Source organism: Christensenella massiliensis (genome assembly GCF_040409835.1).
GTDB lineage: Bacteria > Bacillota > Clostridia > Christensenellales > Christensenellaceae > Christensenella > Christensenella massiliensis.
On sequence record NZ_CP117826.1, the window covers coordinates 1,695,820 to 1,714,599 of the forward strand.

The 18,780-nt window shown below is 55.0% G+C and carries 19 protein-coding genes; 3 read left to right on the plus strand and 16 right to left on the minus strand.

Going from position 1 to position 18,780, the window contains the following annotated elements; genetic code table 11:
- Nucleotides 1-427: 427 nt before the first annotated feature.
- The 16 genes from PUP29_RS08155 to rpmH form a co-directional block, all read right to left on the minus strand.
- On the minus strand, nt 428-1,372 hold the full coding sequence (locus PUP29_RS08155; protein WP_353422950.1) for a DUF2971 domain-containing protein: 945 nt from the start codon (nt 1,370-1,372) through the stop codon (nt 428-430).
- 247 nt (nt 1,373-1,619) lie between these two features.
- Entirely contained in the window at nt 1,620-2,480 is an 861-nt protein-coding gene (locus PUP29_RS08160) for a ParB/RepB/Spo0J family partition protein (RefSeq protein WP_079546341.1), read from the minus strand.
- A gap of 37 nt (nt 2,481-2,517) precedes the next feature.
- The gene (locus tag PUP29_RS08165; RefSeq protein WP_079546340.1) at nt 2,518-3,285 is read right to left on the minus strand and encodes a ParA family protein; all 768 of its coding nucleotides are present in this window, start codon (nt 3,283-3,285) and stop codon (nt 2,518-2,520) included.
- Nucleotides 3,286-3,505: 220 nt separating this feature from the next.
- Complete coding sequence (locus PUP29_RS08170; protein WP_079546339.1) at nt 3,506-3,892, minus strand: hypothetical protein; 387 nt, start codon at nt 3,890-3,892, stop codon at nt 3,506-3,508.
- Nucleotides 3,893-3,990: 98 nt separating this feature from the next.
- Nucleotides 3,991-4,662, minus strand: coding sequence for an MmcQ/YjbR family DNA-binding protein (locus tag PUP29_RS08175; RefSeq protein ID WP_079546338.1), 672 nt, complete (start codon nt 4,660-4,662; stop codon nt 3,991-3,993).
- Between the two features lie 31 nt (nt 4,663-4,693).
- The gene (rsmG, locus tag PUP29_RS08180) at nt 4,694-5,392 is read right to left on the minus strand and encodes a 16S rRNA (guanine(527)-N(7))-methyltransferase RsmG (RefSeq protein ID WP_079546337.1); all 699 of its coding nucleotides are present in this window, start codon (nt 5,390-5,392) and stop codon (nt 4,694-4,696) included.
- 3 nt (nt 5,393-5,395) lie between these two features.
- Nucleotides 5,396-5,986, minus strand: a complete 591-nt coding sequence (locus PUP29_RS08185; RefSeq protein WP_079546336.1) for a DUF1349 domain-containing protein — start codon at nt 5,984-5,986, stop codon at nt 5,396-5,398.
- A 62-nt stretch (nt 5,987-6,048) separates the two neighbouring features.
- Complete coding sequence (locus tag PUP29_RS08190) at nt 6,049-6,651, minus strand: GNAT family N-acetyltransferase (protein ID WP_353422954.1); 603 nt, start codon at nt 6,649-6,651, stop codon at nt 6,049-6,051.
- 558 nt (nt 6,652-7,209) lie between these two features.
- The gene (locus PUP29_RS08195) at nt 7,210-7,344 is read right to left on the minus strand and encodes a hypothetical protein (RefSeq protein WP_353422955.1); all 135 of its coding nucleotides are present in this window, start codon (nt 7,342-7,344) and stop codon (nt 7,210-7,212) included.
- Between the two features lie 83 nt (nt 7,345-7,427).
- Complete coding sequence (gene mnmG / locus PUP29_RS08200) at nt 7,428-9,299, minus strand: tRNA uridine-5-carboxymethylaminomethyl(34) synthesis enzyme MnmG (protein WP_079546333.1); 1,872 nt, start codon at nt 9,297-9,299, stop codon at nt 7,428-7,430.
- Between the two features lie 195 nt (nt 9,300-9,494).
- Entirely contained in the window at nt 9,495-10,850 is a 1,356-nt protein-coding gene (mnmE, locus tag PUP29_RS08205; protein WP_079546332.1) for a tRNA uridine-5-carboxymethylaminomethyl(34) synthesis GTPase MnmE, read from the minus strand.
- 108 nt (nt 10,851-10,958) lie between these two features.
- A complete protein-coding gene (jag, locus tag PUP29_RS08210) occupies nt 10,959-11,591 on the minus strand; it encodes an RNA-binding cell elongation regulator Jag/EloR (protein ID WP_353422956.1) in 633 nt (210 codons plus the stop codon).
- 18 nt (nt 11,592-11,609) lie between these two features.
- Complete coding sequence (locus PUP29_RS08215; protein ID WP_353422958.1) at nt 11,610-12,623, minus strand: YidC/Oxa1 family membrane protein insertase; 1,014 nt, start codon at nt 12,621-12,623, stop codon at nt 11,610-11,612.
- A 548-nt stretch (nt 12,624-13,171) separates the two neighbouring features.
- Nucleotides 13,172-13,381: a membrane protein insertion efficiency factor YidD gene (gene yidD / locus PUP29_RS08220; RefSeq protein WP_079546330.1), complete on the minus strand. Its 210-nt coding sequence runs from the start codon at nt 13,379-13,381 to the stop codon at nt 13,172-13,174.
- 43 nt (nt 13,382-13,424) lie between these two features.
- Nucleotides 13,425-13,766, minus strand: a complete 342-nt coding sequence (gene rnpA, locus PUP29_RS08225; protein WP_079546329.1) for a ribonuclease P protein component — start codon at nt 13,764-13,766, stop codon at nt 13,425-13,427.
- 6 nt (nt 13,767-13,772) lie between these two features.
- Complete coding sequence (rpmH, locus tag PUP29_RS08230) at nt 13,773-13,907, minus strand: 50S ribosomal protein L34 (protein WP_079546328.1); 135 nt, start codon at nt 13,905-13,907, stop codon at nt 13,773-13,775.
- 491 nt (nt 13,908-14,398) lie between these two features.
- On the opposite strand from rpmH, the gene dnaA reads away from it, so the two are divergent.
- From dnaA to PUP29_RS08245, 3 genes are all read left to right on the plus strand, one after another.
- Nucleotides 14,399-15,802, plus strand: a complete 1,404-nt coding sequence (gene dnaA, locus PUP29_RS08235; RefSeq protein ID WP_079546327.1) for a chromosomal replication initiator protein DnaA — start codon at nt 14,399-14,401, stop codon at nt 15,800-15,802.
- A 223-nt stretch (nt 15,803-16,025) separates the two neighbouring features.
- A complete protein-coding gene (gene dnaN / locus PUP29_RS08240) occupies nt 16,026-17,126 on the plus strand; it encodes a DNA polymerase III subunit beta (protein ID WP_353422959.1) in 1,101 nt (366 codons plus the stop codon).
- 332 nt (nt 17,127-17,458) lie between these two features.
- The gene (locus PUP29_RS08245; protein ID WP_353422960.1) at nt 17,459-18,703 is read left to right on the plus strand and encodes a uroporphyrinogen decarboxylase family protein; all 1,245 of its coding nucleotides are present in this window, start codon (nt 17,459-17,461) and stop codon (nt 18,701-18,703) included.
- Nucleotides 18,704-18,780: the final 77 nt, after the last annotated feature.

The window sequence follows — 18,780 nt, forward strand, 5'->3', positions numbered from 1 at the left end:
ACGATCGCAGCTCCTGTTCCTGTGCAGTTTGAAGGGCCGTCGTCCATTCTTCCAGCCTGTTTTTTTCACTTGTAAGAAAATGACTTCCTTTTCGCCTGTGTTTTTGGTGCAGCACGGATCCGTATCAGTGCTGCGGCGAAATTCCTTTTTCCTTTTCCATAAGATTATGCGAGAATGAATGGTATCTCTGTTTGTTGTATTTAGTATAGCCGAGTAAAATTACAAGGACAATGTGACAATCTTTCAATTTGGTGCAATATTTTCGGAATAATTTTTACGGTATCTTCTGTCCTGACGGTTATTTTATGCGCGTCTGTTCCCCGCCGTTTTCCAAAAGCAGATACGGCGCGCTGCCTTTTCCGCCGGAATTTCACACATAAAAAAAGCGCCCCAAGGGCGCAGGCCGGGTCCGGTTGCAGCACGTGTCCTACCGGTATGTTGCGGAGGACGTGAGGATATTTTCGCCCTCGAGCGCCACGCCCTCGCTGAACAAAAACAGCTTCACATCGTTTTTGGTGAGCCGGCACTTCGGGCCGAGCCGCACGCTCGTGACGGCGTCCAGCCCCAGCGTTTTGAGGTTCAGCTCCACGTAGGATTTGATGGTCTTGCCCACGACTACGGTTTTGAGCTTGCTGAACAGCTCGTTCTGCGAAACATGCCCCTGCCGCTCCATGAATTTTTGATAGGCGTCCGTCGTGGGGATGGGAAAGTTGACGGCCAGCCGCCATTCGCGTTCCTCGCTGAACGCCGGGTTCTTGCAGAACGCGCTCTCGCCGTTCACGGCGCGCAGCAGCCTGATAAGCTCGCCGGACGGCTCTCCGTCCTGCCCGGTCAGCGTATGCAGATAGCGGAAAAGCCTGCGGATATACGGACGTATCAGCGCCTTTTGCGCCGCCTTGGTATAGCGGATGCGCGCAAATTCAAACATGCGGTCCACCCGGCCCGTTTCGCGGTTCTTTTTCAGCATGCCGCTGATGCGGTCCGCGCGGAAGCCGATGCACACGCCCTGCCCGTCGTCCGCATAGCCCCGCCATTGGCTCAGGACGTCTCCTTTCTCGGAAAAACAGATGGCGTAGGTAATATAATCATCATACCAATGCTGGCCCATGGTTTTCAGCTCGTAGCGGATAAGCTCCTCCACCGCTCCCCGCCCGCTGTAGGCCGTTCCGTCCTTTTCGAATGCGATGGGAAACGGCTCCTTTTCGTATTCCTCCATTGCCGTCTCCAGAATGAAAAGCTGGAGCCACCGGCGTTCCATATAATCGTTGCTCTTTCCGATATCCGAAAGGCGCAGCATCTTATTGTGCAGAATGCTGTAAAAGCTCTCTACACTGCAATAATGGTATACGGTCCCGGTCGTTTGTGTTTTCACGGCAGTCCTCCGCGTATCAGTGCGGCTCATCCGCGCAGCCGCATTTGCTTTTTTCCGGGCGGTCTGAACGATACGTTCCGCAGAAGCACCGCCGCAGGCTGCGGCCGCGGTGCGGATCGGCCGCCCGTTTTTCGGAAACGCAAGGCTTATCCCGGCAATCGATCCTGCCCTAAAAAAGGAAGGAGAGTCCGGTGCGCCTGTTCCCGCTATGCAGACCGCCCCCGCTTCCGCGGGGGCGGTTCTTTCGTTATTCCGCTTTTTTCAGGAATTCGTACAGCTCCTCGAGCTGCCCGGCCGTATAGTAATCGATGGTGATCTTTCCTTTGGCAAGCGAGCCTTTGATCTGCACCTTTGTGGCAAGCGCGCGGGAAAGCTGCTCCTGCGCGTCGGCAAGCTCCGCGGGCACGGCTTTTTTGGCCTTTCCCGCTTTTTTTCCGGGCACGGCCGGATTCATCCAGTCCTTTACGAGCGCTTCCGCCTCGCGCACGGAAAGGTCGTTTTCGATGATATATTTCGCGCCCTCGCCGATTTTTTTATTGTCGCCGAGCGACAGCAGGCAACGCGCGTGCCCGGCCGATAGCTTCCCGCCCACGACCTGTTTTTTCACCGCCTCGGGCAGAGACAGCAGGCGGAGCAGGTTGGCGATCGCGCTGCGGCTCTTGCCCACCCGTTTCGACACTTCCTCCTGCGTGAGTCCGTAGTTTTCCATCAGCTGCCCGAGCGCTGTGGCCTGTTCGATGGGGTTGAGGTCCTCGCGCTGAATGTTCTCGATCAGCGAAAGCTCGAGTATCTCGCGTTTTTCCAGCTCTTTCACGATGACGGGAACCTTGGACAGCCCCGCCAGCTTTGCCGCGCGAAACCGCCGCTCTCCCGCGATGATGGTGTAGCGCCCCTCGCTGCGGTAAACGATGATGGGCTGCATGATGCCGTGCACCTTGATCGACTGTGCGAGCTCCTTCAGCTTCTCCTCATCGAATTTTTTCCGGGGCTGGTTCGTGTCGTTATCCAACAGAAAGATGTCTATCTCGCTGACGCCCTCTTGCTTTTCCGCTCCGGCCTGCGCGTCCGCCATCAGCGCGCCGAGGCCTTTGCCGAGTCCTCTTTTCATGGTCTCTCCTCTTTTCCGATCGCTGCGGGCCGTTTGGTCATTTCATGTCGTTCGTCAGAAATTCCACCGCAAGCTCGTTATACGCCTCCGTTCCGAGGCACTTGTTGTCGTATAAAATAATGGGCAGGCCATAGCTCGGCGCTTCCCCAAGGCGCACGTTGCGCGGGATCACCGTTTCATAGACCTTGTTTTTGAAAAATTTCCGCACTTCCTCCACCACCTGAAGCGAAAGATTCGTGCGGCCGTCGAACATCGTGAGCACGACGCCCTCCACCTCGAGCGACGGGTTGAGGCTCTGGCGCACGAGCCGGATCGTACTCATCAGCTGCGTCAGCCCTTCGAGCGCGTAATATTCGCACTGAATGGGCACGAGCACCTTATCCGCCGCGGTCAGCGCGTTTAAGGTAATGAGCCCGAGCGAGGGCGGGCAATCCATAAAAATATAATCATATAGGCCGGCTACATCCTCGAGCGCACGGCGCAGGATCGTTTCGCGCGCCATCATGGATACGAGCTCCACCTCCGCGCCCACAAGATCGATATTCGCGGGCATGAGGTCGAGCGTCTGCATCATCGTCGGGCGGATCGCCTCGACCGCCGAAACGCCGCCCACGAGCACGTTATAGGACGATTTTTTCAGGCCCACGCGCTCCACGCCGAGGCCGCTCGTGCTGTTCCCCTGCGGGTCGATATCAATAAGAAGCACGCGCTTTCCCTTGTTCGCGATACACGCGCTTAAATTAATGGCTGTCGTCGTTTTCCCGACGCCGCCCTTTTGATTTGCGATCGCAATGATCTTGCCCAAAATGATTTCACTCTCCGTTTCGATGCGCGGCCCGTTTGCCCCGTCCGGGCGGGCCGGTCCGGGCAGTTCCCGCAGAAAGGGAACGCCGCCTTTCTCCTATTATATCGGAAAAAGGCGCGGTTGAAAAGTTTTCTTTCCTTTCCGGGCGTGCAAAAAGGGCGCCTTACTACAACATCTTGCGTGTCGGCGCCTTTTTCTTCTGTTTTTCCGCTAAATCTGGTTATGTCTTTTTGATAAATTTATTTCCGCACTGCGGGCAGGTGATGCTGATCTTTCCCTTGCCCTTCGGAACGCGCAGCTTTTTCCCGCATTCCGGGCATTTGTAATAGCGGTGCGTCCTGCCGTCCTTCACGCGGTTTTTGAGATTCCACCACCATGTGCGCACCGCGCCCCATTTGCGCAGGAACGCATAATTTTCCGCCTGCCGCTTTTCGATCTGCCGGGAAAACATGCGGTAGATCGAAAAGACCAGCGGGATCCAGCTGACCCAGCTGATAAACGGTACCGGAACGAACAGAAACACCACGCACAAAATAATGGACAGAATGACGAGGAACATTCCAAAGTGATCCCCGCCGTACCGTCCTGCCATAAAATTTCTGAACATAAAAACAAGCCTTCTCTTCCTGTATTTGCTTCCATTTTAGCATGGGAATATGAACGAATTATGACGGAGCCATGCTTTCGCCAAAATTTTATGCGGCTTCACCGCTTCGCGGCCAGCCTGTAGCTTTCGCCGATCCTGCGGAACAGCTCTTCCCCGGAAACCGCGCCGCCCGGCAGGAGCGTGATCCAGTGCTTTTTATTCATGTGATAGCCGGGAAAATACCGTACCCCATCCACAAGCCTCGCGGCCTCGTCCGGCTCGGCACGCAGGTCGATCACCTCTACCTGTTCGTCCGAATCAAGGCCCAATACACGCGCAGATACGGTAAGCAGGGCCCCGAACCACTTCCGGTTGTCCGGTCTGCGCCACACCGCGTTTCCCGGAAAACGCTTCCATAAAAACTCCGGCTCGCACCCGTAGGCCTCCCGCACATGAGTGACCGCGGCTTTTACGCCCGCGCTTTTGAACACGTCCGGCAGGAAGCAGCTTTCCGCGACCGCCGTAAGGACCGCTTCATAGCCGCTCCGCACCATGCCCACGAACTCTCCCGCGGCTTTCGCCATGCGGTGCAGCACATATTCCTCGCCCGTCTGCACATCGACGACCTGCGTGCGTACGGCTCCGCATTGTAAAACCTCCACCGTCATTTGAAACTGCCCACCCGCAATATGGGTATCGTATCGATAGAGCCCGTTCGCTTCACGGAACCCGAATTCCCTCAGCTTCGCGGCGCTTGGCTTTTTACGGTCAAAAAATACCGTTTCCTGCATTTTGTCTTTTCTTCCCTCCGGGCCGGCCGCCTTACAGCGGCGATTTTACGATCTGCGCATATCTGCGCGGATATTTCGCGGCGCATGCTCCCGTTTTCCGGAACGCGAGCACATGGTGCGCATAGCCCTCGCACGGCATTTTTACCGTCTCCTCGAGCCTGAGCCAGAGCGCTGAAAGCGCGTGCTCCGCCTCTGCAAGCTCCTGAGCGTAATCTCCTTTATAGGCGAGGAACAGTCCGCCCGGCTTCACAAGGGGAGCGCAAAGCTCGGCAAGGACGCGCAGCTGCGCGACCGCCCGCGAAACGCATACGTCAAAGCTCTCCCGCAGCTCTGTCCGCGCAAGCTCTTCCGCGCGGGAACAGCGCACCGTGACGGCAACGCCTGCCGCGGCGGTTGCGCGCTCTATGAACGCACATTTTTTTCCGGCGGATTCCACTGCCGTCGCCGAGATATCCTCCCGCATGATCTTCAGCGGCACAAGAGGGAAGCCCGCTCCGCTCCCCACATCTACAACACTTGCCCCCCGCGGGATGAGCGCCTGCGGCACGATGCTGTCGAAAAAATGGCGCAGCGCCGCATCTTCCGGGCTCGTGACCGCCGTCAGGTTGTGCGTGCGGTTTACTTCCACAAGCTCGTTGTAGTAAATTTCCATGGCCGAAAACTGGCGCTTTGTGACCGCTTGACCAGCCTGCGCAAGCAGCGTCATCAGGCCGCGTTCAAACTCAGACATTGCTTATACTCCTTTATAGGGCTTCCATGCGGGCGGAGTGAACGCCGCTTCCTCAAACACCGCCTTCATGCCGTCCCCCGTGGGGCAGCACGCGAACACGCCGATGCGCACCGCCGCATTCTTGCAGCGCAGGTGGAAAATGCGCATTTCCCGGTATTCCTTTCCATCCCGGGAGACCTCGAACAGAAAGCTGTCTCCGAGCCTGCTGACACGGTAATACATGACGTCGATATCTCCCGGCAGTTCCGTCCATGCCCAATCCGAATATCCGCCCGAGGTGACGACGCTCCCCAGCCTTTGCGTGCTTTCGTCGCCGTATTCCATGCATACCTTCGCCCAGTTTTTCCCGTCCAGATAGACGAGCACTCCGCACTGGTCGTAAAGGCTGCTGCCCTCCCGCGCGGCCCTTACCGAAAACGAACACTCCTCGTCCGCTTCCGCGACAAGCGCGTGTCCCGTATTTTTTGTGAAGTTGTAATAGGTATTCTGCCAGAGGTCTGTCCCCGGTTCCGCATGGATCACGATGCGTTTATCCGTTACCGTCGCCTGATGGGGCATGTTAAGCCACTTTGATGTTCTTCCTGCCAGATGCATTTTACTTGTCCCTCCTATTTTCCGTATGCCTATTTTTAGGGGCCGCAGCCCCGTTTTGCCTGTTACGGCTGTTCTGTTCCTTCCTTTTCCAAAATATAAATATCGTACGGCGTATTTTTTCCGCAGTAAAAGCGGTCGTAGGTTCCTGCATAGCGCATGCCCAGCCTTTGGGCGACTGCGCGGGAAGCAGCGTTATCCGTGCGCATCTGCGCCGCCACCTTATCCGTTCCGATCACACGGAACGCATAGTCTGCACAGCCAAGCGCTCCTTCGGCGGCATAGCCCTTGCCCCAAAAGCGTTTGTTCAGGATATAGCCGATCTCCCACATGGCCATGCCGCCGATGTCCCCGTTGAAAATGAGCCCGATCGCGCCGACGGTCTCTCCCGTCTCTTTTTCCTCCGCGCACAGCCAGCTGCAGCCATACCGCGCATAACGCTCCGCATTGCGTGCGAACCAATCCGTTACCTCTGCGTCGGAAAAGCCGTGCTCCCATGCATACATGACCTCCGGGTCCTTGAGGAACACCTCCGCCGCCGCGCGGTCCTGCTCTGTAAAACGGCGGAACGTCATCCGCTCTGTTTCAAAAAGGATCGCTTCGTTCATTTGTTCTTCCTTTCCGCGCCGTTTGCGCCGGGCAGGAGCCTTGGCTCCCGCTTCGTCCATACCGCGGAGCCCTCCGCGGCACGCCAAAACATCTTTCAAAATCAGTATATCCATATCGGGCTGCAAAATCAAATTAAAAAGGGGAGTGTTTCACGTGAAACACGTCGGAGCAAAGTCGGCTCTGTTCCGTTTCCGCTTTCGCGGAAATTTCACCCGCCTCCTTGCTCCTCCTTTTCCCCACCGAAACCATTTCATTGGGTTTCGGCGGGGACCCCGTCTTACGCTTCGGAAAGCTTGCTCCTTGGGCGGCTCCTCCTCTTCCCCACGAAACTCACTGCGTTCGAGTTTCGCGGGGGCCCCAGTTTATCATGAGCAAAGTCGGCTCTGTTCCGTTTCCCGCCTCGTCCTATTCTGTTCTTATGTATTTTCCGCACGGCAGTAGGCTGTTCCCATTTCTGCATCGCTCCTCCGTCGCTCGCACTCATGGACAGCCCTTGCCCGGGCGCTGTTAGCCGAACCATAGGTTCGGACAGCGCTCCGTCCTTTTCCCTAACGCACTCTCTCCACTTCGCTTCGCTCGAGTGCGCCGGGGGCCCCTATTTCAAACCGTCGGCCGCGCTATTTTCCCTGTCCGGTCAGATATACCAGCAGCACCGAGATGTCCGCCGGAGACACGCCCGATATCCGCGTCGCTTGGCCCACGTCGTCGCATAGTCCGCTCTGTTCCGTTTCCCGCAAAAGCGGAAACTTCACCCGCCTCCTTGCTCCTCCTTTACCCCAACCGACTCGCTTCGCTCGAGTCGTTCGGGGACCCCTGTTTCAAACCGTCGGCCGCGCTATTTTCCCTGTCCGGCCAGATATACCAGCAGCACCGAGATGTCCGCCGGAGATACGCCCGATATCCGCGTCGCTTGGCCGACGGTTTGGGGGCGGATATCGTTTAGCTTCGCCCGCGCTTCAAGGCGCAGGCCGCTGATCTTCTGATAATCGATATCCTCCGGTATTTTCTTTTTTTCAAGGCCCGCGGCGGCCTCCACCTGTCTCTGCTGCTTTTCAATATAGCCCGCGTATTTGATATTCGTCTCGATCTGGGAGACGATATCATCGTCCAGCTCCACGTTTTCCCCCTCCGCTTCCATCAGGTCACGATAGGAAACGCCCGGGCGGGCCAGCATTTCCGCGAGCCTCATACCGCGCCCCGGCGCGTCCATGCCGCGTTTTTTGAAAAACGCGTCGGCGGCCGCTTTTTTCACCGTCACAGACGCCAGCCGTTTTGTTTCACGTGAAACATGCTCCGTCTTATACAAATACCGGTCGTACCGTTCGTCCGAAACGAGCCCCACGTCCCGCCCAAGCTGCGTTAAGCGCGTGTCGGCGTTGTCCTGCCGCAGCAGCAGACGGTATTCCGCACGCGAGGTCATCATGCGGTAGGGCTCCTTCGTTCCTTTGGTCACGAGGTCGTCGATCAGCACGCCCGCATAGGCCTCGTCGCGCCCCAGCACCACCGGCGGCTCGCCGTCGAGGAAACGGCAGGCGTTGATTCCCGCAATAAGCCCCTGCGCACCCGCTTCTTCGTAGCCGGACGTTCCGTTGATCTGCCCGGCGGTGAACAGCCCGCTCACGTCCTTTGTTTCAAGCGAGGGACGGAGGCGCGTCGGGTCGATGCAGTCATATTCGATGGCATAGGCCGGACGCACAAAATGGACGTTTTCCATGCCCGGGACCGTGCGGTACAGCGCGATCTGCACGTCGACGGGCAGGCTCGACGACATGCCCTGCACATACACCTCGTTCGTGTGCAGCCCCTCCGGCTCCAAAAAGAGCTGGTGCCGCTCCTTATCGGGGAATTTCACCACCTTGTCCTCGATAGACGGACAGTAGCGCGGCCCGATGCCCTCGATCATCCCGCTGTAAAGAGGGCTGCGGTGGATATTTTCCCGGATAATTTCGTGCGTCTTTTCATTCGTATAGGTAAGGTAGCAGGGAACCTGCTCCCGCTTGATTTTCCCGCTCAAAAAGGAGAACGGAATGATTGTTTCGTCGCCGTACTGCGGCTCTGTTTTGGAAAAATCAATGCTGCGCGCGTCCACCCGCGCGGGCGTTCCCGTTTTGAACCGCTGCAGGGAAAAGCCAAGGGAAGAAAGGCTCGCGCTCAAATAATCAGCAGGGAAGAGGCCGCTCGGTCCCGCGCTTTTCGTATATTCTCCGACGATCACCTTTCCCTTCAGGTAAACGCCCGTCGCAAGGATCACCGCGCGGGAATAATAGCGCGCGCCCATCGCGCCGCGCACGCCGCATACGCCGCTCCCGTTCGTCAGGATGTCCGTCGCTTCGTCCTGCACAAGCAGCAGGTTTTCCGTATTTTCCAGCGTCTCTTTCATATACCGCTGATAGAACTTCTTATCCTGCTGCGCCCGCAGAGAGTGCACCGCCGGGCCTTTTTTTGTATTCAGCATCTTGATCTGGATGAACGTTGCATCCGCCGCAAGCCCCATTTGTCCGCCCAGCGCGTCGATCTCGCGTACAAGATGGCCCTTTGCCGTTCCTCCGATCGCAGGATTGCACGCCATCAGCGCGATGCCGTCCATATTGATGGTCATAAGCAGGGTCTTTTTCCCCATGCGAGCACATGCGAGCGCCGCCTCGACGCCCGCATGGCCCGCGCCTACAACGATGATGTCATACGTTCCGCCTGAATAGTCCGTCATACTTCTTTTCTTTCTCTCCCATACAGTTCCAATGAACGGCGAATCACGAAAATACGCCTGCGCCGCGGCGCATAAACAGCCATGCCCGGCTCCGCCATAAGCAGGGTTCTCCACACAGCCCGAACGCGGCCCGCCGGTCAGATGAATGCCGGTGAAACAAACAGGAGGGGAGGGGAGCTGTGCCACAGGAGCGCATCATTTTCCCAAGCAAAACTTCGTGAATATCCTGTCTATGATCTCCTCGCTCACCGTTTTTCCGGTGATCTCTCCAAGGCTCCTCCATGCTGCGTTCAAATCAATGGTTACGCAGTCCATATCCATTCCGCCGCGAAGAGCATCCTCCGCTTCGCCGATCGCGTGCGCTGCACTTTTCAGGGCGAACACATGCCGCTCGTTTGTGACCAATATCTCTCCTGCTGTCCGGTCCTGCCGCGCATAGTCCGTCAGCCGCCGTTTCAGTTCACCGACGCCCGCTCCGGTCTTAGCCGAAACGCGCAGCGGCGCTGCACCGAATTCCCGTTCTACGTCTTTTTCTGAGAGCCTCTCACACGCATCTAATTTATTCAAAACGATGAAGAGGTCGGCTTCACTTTTTTTGAGCGCTCTCATGACGAATCTGTCCTCGTCTGTGATTTCTCCGCTTCCGTCCAGCACAAAAACGGACAATTTGCTTTCATTTATCGCGTTTTCAGACCGTTTTACACCTTGCTTTTCTATTTCATCGTTTGTGCTCCGTATTCCTGCCGTATCCGTCAAATAAATGCGGATACCATCCAATTCTATGGACTGCTCGATGGTATCCCGCGTCGTGCCGGGCACATTTGCGACGATCGCGCGCTCCATACCGCACAGCGCGTTCAAAAGAGAGGATTTTCCCACGTTCGGTTTTCCTGCAATCGCGACCCTAAGGCCGTCCTTTGCGATCTGCCCTGCGCGGTAGGTCTGCGCGAGTGCAAGAAGCCCTGCCTTCCATTCTGCCAAAAGGGGAAGGATATCCTCCGCGACCTCGTCTTCAAGGTCCTCCTCCGGATATTCCACAGCGGCTTCCACCCGTGCCAGCGCATCTGTGAGCAGCTCCTGATAGGAGAGCACCCGTTCCTTCAGGTTCCCGGCAAGCTGGCCGAGCGACGCCCTTGCCCCCTCCCGGGAGGACGCGGAAATAAAATCGCATACCGCCTCCGCTTGGGAAAGGTCCATCTTTCCGTTCACAAAGGCCCGCCGCGTGAATTCGCCCGGCTGTGCCGGACGCGCGCCGCATTCGTATACGAATTCCAGAACACGCTGCACGCCGACCGCGCTTCCGTGGCAATGCAGCTCCGCCGTATCTTCGCCTGTATAGGACCTTGGTCCGTAAAAGAAAACGGCCATCGCCGTATCGAGCAGCTCGCCTCCGCGCCGAATGCCGCCGTATGTCATCTGCCCATGCGCAGCGGATGCGCTGGGGAATACTTTTTCAAGCACCGCCCTTGCCTCCGGCCCGCTGATGCGGATAACGGCGACGCCTCCCGTTCCCGGCGGCGTCGCAACCGCGGCTATCGTATCGTTCTCCATTCCGACTCCTCTCTCTTTTCACAAAAGCCGCGCCGTGCTTTTCCGGCGCAGCTTTTATCCGCTGGATTCAAAAAAACCCGACGGGGTTCTCGCCCACCGGGTCCTTTTTTAAGCTTCCCGCCGCTTTCTGCGGATCACCACGCGGCGGTAGGGTTCTTCGCCCTCGGAAATCGTTTCCACCCGCGGATGGCTTTGCAGCGTCGCGTGCAAAATCCTGCGTTCATACGGATTCATCGGTTCGAGCGTGATCGGCTTGCCCGTCTTTGCCACTGTATTCGCAAGCCGCTTTGCCAGCTTTTCGAGCGTCCGTTCCCGCTTCGCGCGGTAATTTTCCGCATCCAGCATGATCTTTTTATAGTCCTCGCGTCCTTTGTTGACCGCAAGCCCCGTCAAATACTGTATGGCGTCGAGCGTATCTCCCCGTCTGCCGATCAGGACTGCGGTATCCTTTCCGGTCATTTCGATTCGGATGCTCTTTTCGTCCTCGCCCGTGACGGAGCATTCCGCCTCTACTCCCATCCGTTCAAAGAGGCCGTCCAGAAACTGTTCGGGCTCGCTTTTTCCGCTGCTTTCAGGCTCTTTTTTCGTCAGACGCACCGTTGCCTTTCCAAGCCCTAAAAAGCCCTTGCCTCCCTCCTGAACGATATCGATCTCAACCTCGTCGAGAGAAAGCCCCATTTCCTCAAGGCCTTTGAAGATCGCCTCGTCGACGGTCTTTCCCTTTGCTTCCACAAAATCCACTTTTCTATTCCTCCTGTTTTAAGAAACAGTTATATCCTGCTTTTTCGCCTTTGCCTTTTTAAAGAGATTCACGATCTGCATCTGGCTGAACGCATACAGGCTCGACGTGAACCAATAGAGGGCGAACGCCGTATTGGATGTTGCGCAGATGAATACCGAGAAAATGGGCATCATCCACAGCATCATCTTGTTCGTGCAGCCCTGCGCCTCCTGCTGCTCTTTCGTTTGCGCGGCAGTCGTTGCGGCCGTCATCGCGTTGTTTGCCGCGGCAGGATTGAACTTTTGCTGCAAAAACAGCGCCACACCCGCAAGCGCCGGAAGAATGAGGAACCCGTTCATGTTCGTTGCATAGCCGTCCGCAATGCTTCCGCTCCAATAACCGTTTGCCTGCAGGATCTGCGCGCACAGTGTATTATAGGTGTCCGCAGGCACCTGCATCACGCCCGACGAGAAATCGAGCAGGCCTTGGCTTTCAAGGAGCGCCATCGTCTGCGGCTGGATGAACGTCTGGTTCGACTGCACATAGGAAAGAAAGCTTTCCGCAGACGGGAGAATGCTTGCATTCGCGCCGATGAAGTTATCCGGCTGCCAAAGGTTGTGCACCCAGAAGAACGGGGTAAGCTGGACCGTTTCCGCGCCGTTCTGCGCCGCGTTCAGCATCAGGGCGATCGTCTGCTCGCTGGCGATGACGCGCATCGCGCCGAAGAAAGCAAACAAGATCGGGAGCTGGATCAGCATGGGCAGGCACCCGAGCATCGGGTGGATGTTCATTTTGCGGTAAAGCTCCTGCTGTTTCTTTTGCAGCTGCCCCGGGTTATTCGCATAGCGCTTTTGCAGAGACTGTATCTCCGGGCCGAGCGCCGACATCTTCGCCTGATTGTTCCTCTGCTTCAGATCGAGCGGCAGCAGGCACAGCCGGATCAGGATCGTGAGGACCACGATGCTAAGCGCATAATCGGCAAAGATACTGTGTACGCCTTTCATGCAGATAACAAAGAAATCCGATAAAAAGTTATTGTATAGAAAATCCAAAGGTATCCTCCTTCGTCGCGTCATGCCTTATACTTCCGCCGTATTCTTACGAATACGACGTCATTTTCAGGCAGCCGCTCCTCTGCCCTATATGACCCGCTCCGCTTCGCGTTCGCTGGGCTCATATAGGGAACCCTATTTTTAAATACGGCAGTCTATTCCGCTAAATAGCTTACTTTTTCAGTGAAAACAGCGCTTTCCGCCGTTTCCTCACTTTACCCCAAACGGCTCATTGCTCCGCTCCCCTCCGCTTTGCTTCGGTATCGCTTCGCTCTTCGAGCCGCCCGGGGACCCCTTTTTTGTATTTCCCCCGCAGCGTTCGCCGGGCTCATATAGGGAACCCTATTTTTAAATACGGCAGTTTATTCCGCTAAATAGCTTGCTTTTTCAGTGAAAACAGCGTCCGGCTTCCGCAGGCAGGGAAGTTCCATGGCAGTTCCGCCGGAAACCTGTTTTTGAATACGGCGGTCTGATTCGAACGCTTCCCGTTCGAAAAAACAGCGGCCGCCTCTTTTTTCTGCATACCGCTATTCCGGGTCCTTGCTTTTTTACGGAACGGGGTCATATCCGCCCGGAAACAGGGGATTGCACCGCAGGAGCCTTTTCAGCGCCAAAAAGGAGCCTTTCAGCGCTCCGTATTTTGTCACCGCCTCGACCGCATACTGCGAACACGTCGGCGTATACCGGCAGCACGGCCGCGTATACGGCGATATCGCCCTTTGATAAAACCGGATCATCGCAAGTATGACCTTTTTCATACCCATTCCTCCCACAGACGGCCCTTTTGGTCTGGGAAGCGCCTCAGGGTCGATCGGAACGTATGCCCGCACGCACGGCCAGCCTGCGCATCTGCGCGCAGATATCCTGAAATCCAGCCCGCGAAATGCTTTCCCTTGCCACAAAAACAAGGCTATAGTTTCCCTTCAGCTCGGGCAGAACGGTGCGGAACGCTTCCTTCATGCGTCTGCGGGCGCGGTTCCTCACCACGCTGTTCCCCACCTTTTTACTGACGGAAAAACCGGCCCGTATGCCTCCATACCGGCTCTTTACGGAAACGAGCGTCATATCGCGCGAGCCCGCAGGCTTTCCCCGCCTGTAAACAAAGCTGAACTCCTTGTTTTTTTTCAGCGTGCGAACGTTCACCTTCGTTTACGCAGACAGGACCTTCCTGCCTTTTGCACGTCTTCTCTTCAGAACATTGCGGCCAGCTTTCGTCTTCATTCTCTTCATAAAGCCGTGCACGCGGCTGCGCTTCAATTTTTTTGGCTGATACGTCATCTTCATAATTACATCTCTCCATTTTCTACTATAATATATTCTTTGCCCGCGTCCGGACGGAACGCCCGCCGCCAGCATGTTTTTTCCGATAAAAAGACGATTATTATTATATAAGCTTTCCTGTCAAGTGTCAAGGTAAGACCCGCTTTCCTGCGGTCTTTTTGCGCGGCTCTTCTTTTTCCGTTTCATAGATATTGGGGTCTCCTCATAAAAACGCCCGCTTTTTTCACAGCCCTGCAACAATATCTGGTGGTATTCCCTTTTTTTGAGGCATCCCTCTTCCAAAAATCCTTTTTTCCATCTATCATTTTTCCTGCTGCTGTGATATAATAAACGACGCGGAAAGCCTTATTTTATGCACATTTTCGCATCGATTGTGGATAACTTTGTGGATAATTTTATCTCTTTTCTTCGGGATCGGTTCTATGCAGGCTTTTATACTGTGTATAAAGTTATCCACAACTTGGAAAATACAAAAGCTGGGGTCATGGTGTTAGATGAGCGTCTTTAATGTTTTATGGGAAAAAACTCTGAATTATCTGGAAGAGGACCTTCCAATGTTTCAGTTCAACGTCTGGATCAAGGAGCTGAAGCCTGTGCACGAGGAAAACGGAACCTATTATTTTGAGGTTTCGAGCCCCATGCACAAAAATCTGATGGAAGAAAAATATGCGGAAAAGATACGCCTTACCATGCAGCTTGCCTACGAAGAGCTGTACGGCGTTCCCGGCGCGGATATCCGGCCGGAATTCATCACGCCGCAGGATTCCATAAAGCTGAACATCGATGAAAAAAAGACGCAGCCCGAAAAGCGGGAGCATGCGAACAAAACGAACCTCAACCCGCACTATACGTTCGACACCTTTGTGGTGGGCGAAGCCAATAAATTTGCCAATGCGGCGGCGCTCGCGGTCGCGCAGGCGCCCGGGCAGGCCTATAATCCCCTCTTCCTATACGGCGGCGTAGGCCTTGGCAAAACGCATCTGATGCATGCCGTGGGCAACCAGATACTGCAGGATAACCCTGAGGCGGAGATCGTCTATGTGACGAGCGAAACGTTCATGAACGAGCTGATCCGCATGATCCAGCTCACGAACAACCGCGCAAATATTGACCTGCGGGAGCAGTTCCGCCGGAAATACCGCAACATAGACGTGCTTCTCATAGACGATATCCAGTTCATTGCGGGAAAGGATGTGGCGCAGGACGAGTTTTTCCACACTTTCAACGCCCTGCGGGATATGAACAAGCAGATCGTCATTTCCTCCGACCGTCCTCCAAAGGAAATGGAGAAGCTGGAGGAACGGATGCGCTGCCGTTTTGAATGGGGGCTCATCGCCGACATCAAAATGCCGGATTATGAAACGCGCGTTGCGATCCTCTTAAAAAAGGTGCAGGCTCTGCGGGCCATGAACCCCGCCGTGCTTCCCATACGGGACGATGCCCTACATTATATAGCACAGCAGAAAAATTCCAATATCCGGACGCTCGAGGGCGCTCTGCAAAAGGTCATCATGTATGCGGAGCTGCACAAGGATTCCTTTCCCTCGGGCGAGATCGACGCGCTCGTCGCACAGAAAGCGCTGGAGGATTTCTTTTCTTCCCCCTCCGTGCGCTCTATCACGCCGAAAAGCGTGGTGGACGTCGTATGCGAATATTTCGATGTACGGGAAGAGGACATACGCGGCCAGAAACGCAACCGCGAATACGTATTTCCCCGCCAGATCGCCATGTTCATCCTGCGCGACCTGACAGACCATTCCTATTCGCGTATCGCTGAATTTTTCGGCCGGGACCATTCCACCATCATGCATGCGGAGGAAAAGATCAAAAAGCAGATGAAAGACGACCCCGAGCTGAAAAAGGTCGTGGAGGATATCGAAGCGAAAATCAAGGGATAACGTGTGGATAAAAAAAACGGTTGTTTTTTTCTCCCGCTCCCCATACACAAAAAGGGCACAGGAAATCGACTGTTTTTTCTGTTTCCCACACCGGTTATCCGCTTACGGAAAAACAAAAAAATGGCTTTGTATTACTGCCGGAGATGGTTTTCCACAAAATCCACCTCCCCTAATACAGCCATTACTGCCTATCTATTAGAATAAAAACATGGAGGAAAAAGGCATGCAATTTACATGTGCAAAGGAAGACCTGCTCACAGCCATCGGTACAGTGAACCGCGCGGCTTCAAAAATGCAAAAGACGATACTCGAATGTATCCTGTTCTCCTGCGGAGAAACGGGCATCACCCTGCGCGCGACAGATATCGCGCTTTCCATCAAGACGGAAATGAACGCGCAGGTAGAGCAGACGGGAGACGCGGCGATCCCTGCGAAGCTCCTGTATGAGATCATCGGCCGTTTTCCGGAAAGCGACGTGACCTTCAAAAGCGTAGGCGAAAATTCGATGGAAATCAGCTGTCTGAATTCCAAGGTCGTGCTGCAGCAGATGGATGCGGACGAATTTCCCATCTTTCCAGCGCTGGAGGATAAGGAACAGATCAAGCTGCCGCAGTGCGTCCTGCGCACGATGATCAACCAGACGCTTTTTGCGGCGGCGGTGAATGAGGACAAGCCGATCCTCACAGGCCTTTTGTTCGATATCGAGCCGGGGAGCCTTACGGTGGTGGCGCTCGACGGATACCGCATGGCGGTGCGCCGGCAGGCGGCAATTTCGGATATCGCGCGCAAATGCGTGATCCCCTCCCGCACGCTGCGCGAGGTCTCGCGTATCATAAGCGATACGGAGGAAAACGTAAAAATTTCCATCAGCGGCAATATGGCGCTGTTTGAGGCGGGCAATACGGAAATTTATACCCGCCTTCTGGAGGGAGAGTATATCAACTATAAAAATCTGCTTCCGGCAGACTGCGCGACGAGCGTCAAGGTGGAGACGAATATGCTGAAGGACAGCCTTGAGCGCGCTTCTATCCTCGCGCGGGAGGGCAACAACAACGTGGTGAAGTTCGAGATCAGCGAGAAAAACCTCGAGATCACGTCCAATTCCGAAATGGGGAACATAGACGAGCAGATCCCCGTCATTACGGAGGGAAAAGACCTTGTGATCGCGTTCAACGCGAAATATGTGCTGGATGTGCTGAAAAATGTGGAGGAATCCGAGGTCCTCATGCAGTATAATACCGGCGTCAGCCCGTGCGTGGTGAAGCAGGAAAATTCCGACGCCTACGAATATCTGATCCTGCCCGTGCAGCTGCGGGAGGAATAGTCATGGTCATGGCTGCGAACGCGGCCATACACTTTTGCCGGGCGATGCTTTTCATATCGAAAATGATTTTCGGGATAGGTGCAGAAGATCGTTCGGGCAGATAAAAAGAGGAGCAGACCGCCGCGCTGAACGCAAAATATGGCTATTGAGCGGCGAAGCGGCCGCAATCGTTTTTGAACGGAACGAGCCCCTTAAATACCAGATTTTTACTGGTATTTAGGGGGTATTTTGTTGGGATTGTAATCGCCCTGCAAAAGGCGTATATTAAAGAAAAAAGGAGTCCTTTTATTTTCCAGAAAAACAAAAGAATAGTCATAAAAGGGGGAGATTTTATGACAGCGATCAAAGAGCAGTATGAAGCGCGAAAAAAAAGAGTCGCGGACGCGGTGAAGCTCATTGAGCCGGACCGTATCCCTCTGGTTCCCGTATTTCAGGCGTTCCCTGTTTATTATGCGAACAAATGGACGATACAGGACATCATGGAAGACTATACAAAAGCGACCGACGTATACGACTATCTCTACGACCATTTTCAGCCGGATCTCGGCTGGGATCCGATCCTTTTTTATCCCGTCAACTATATGGAACGCTCGGGGATCAACTGGTTCCGCTGGCCGGGCAACCATATCGATGACCCGAATACGATGTATCAGTTCATCGAAGGGGAATATATGAAGGGCGACGAATATGGAGAGGCGATCTTCGATATCACGAAATTCATGATGAATAAGTGGATACCGCGCAGCTTTTCCAAGCTTTCCGGTCTTTCCAAGATCGATTTCCGCAACACGATGTGGTTCGGACACATGGGCGCGTTCGCCGCGTTTTCAGACCCGGAGGTCATTTCCTCGCTGGAGGCGCTCGTGGAATCGGGCAAAATGCTGGCGGATTGGTTTGGTTATCTGGCGGAGTATCAGGCCCACATGAAAGAAAAATACGGGATTCCGCCGATCTACGCGGGCTTTGCCTACGCGCCCTTTGATATGATCGGAGACAGCATGCGCGGCACAGTAGACATCATGATGGATATGTATGACCATGAGGAGGAGCTGCTGCGCCTCATCGATGTGATGACAGATTTTGCAATCAAGGATACGATCGCAGGCTGCTCGGGCAAGGAAGTGCCCTATGTGTGGTACTGGCTGCATAAGGGCGTGGACGAGTTCATGTCTGACGAGCAGTTCAGAACGTTCTATTGGCCGTCCCTGCGGCGGTATTTGACGGAGGTGGCGGAGGCCGGGCTCACGCCGATGGTATATGTGGAGGGGGCCTACAATACGCGCCTTGAATATCTGAAAGAGGTGCCGCCGGGCAAGGTCATTTATAATTTTGAGTATACCGATATGGAAGCGGCAAAAAAGGCGCTGGGCGGACACTCGTGCATCATGGGAAACGTGCCTGCCGTCATGCTGACCTACGGCTCGCCGGATGAGGTCAGGGATTACTGTAAATGGCTCATCGATACATGCGCGCCGGGAGGCGGCTATATCATGGACACGGGAACGATGGTGGACGACGCGAAGCCGGAGAACATCGAAGCGATGTTCGAGACGACGCTCACCTATGGAAAACGGTAAAAAAAGCGCGGGATCCCGCGCTTTTTTTATGCAGAAATAAGAAATAGGAGACCGATTTCTGCAAAAAGAGGAAGCTC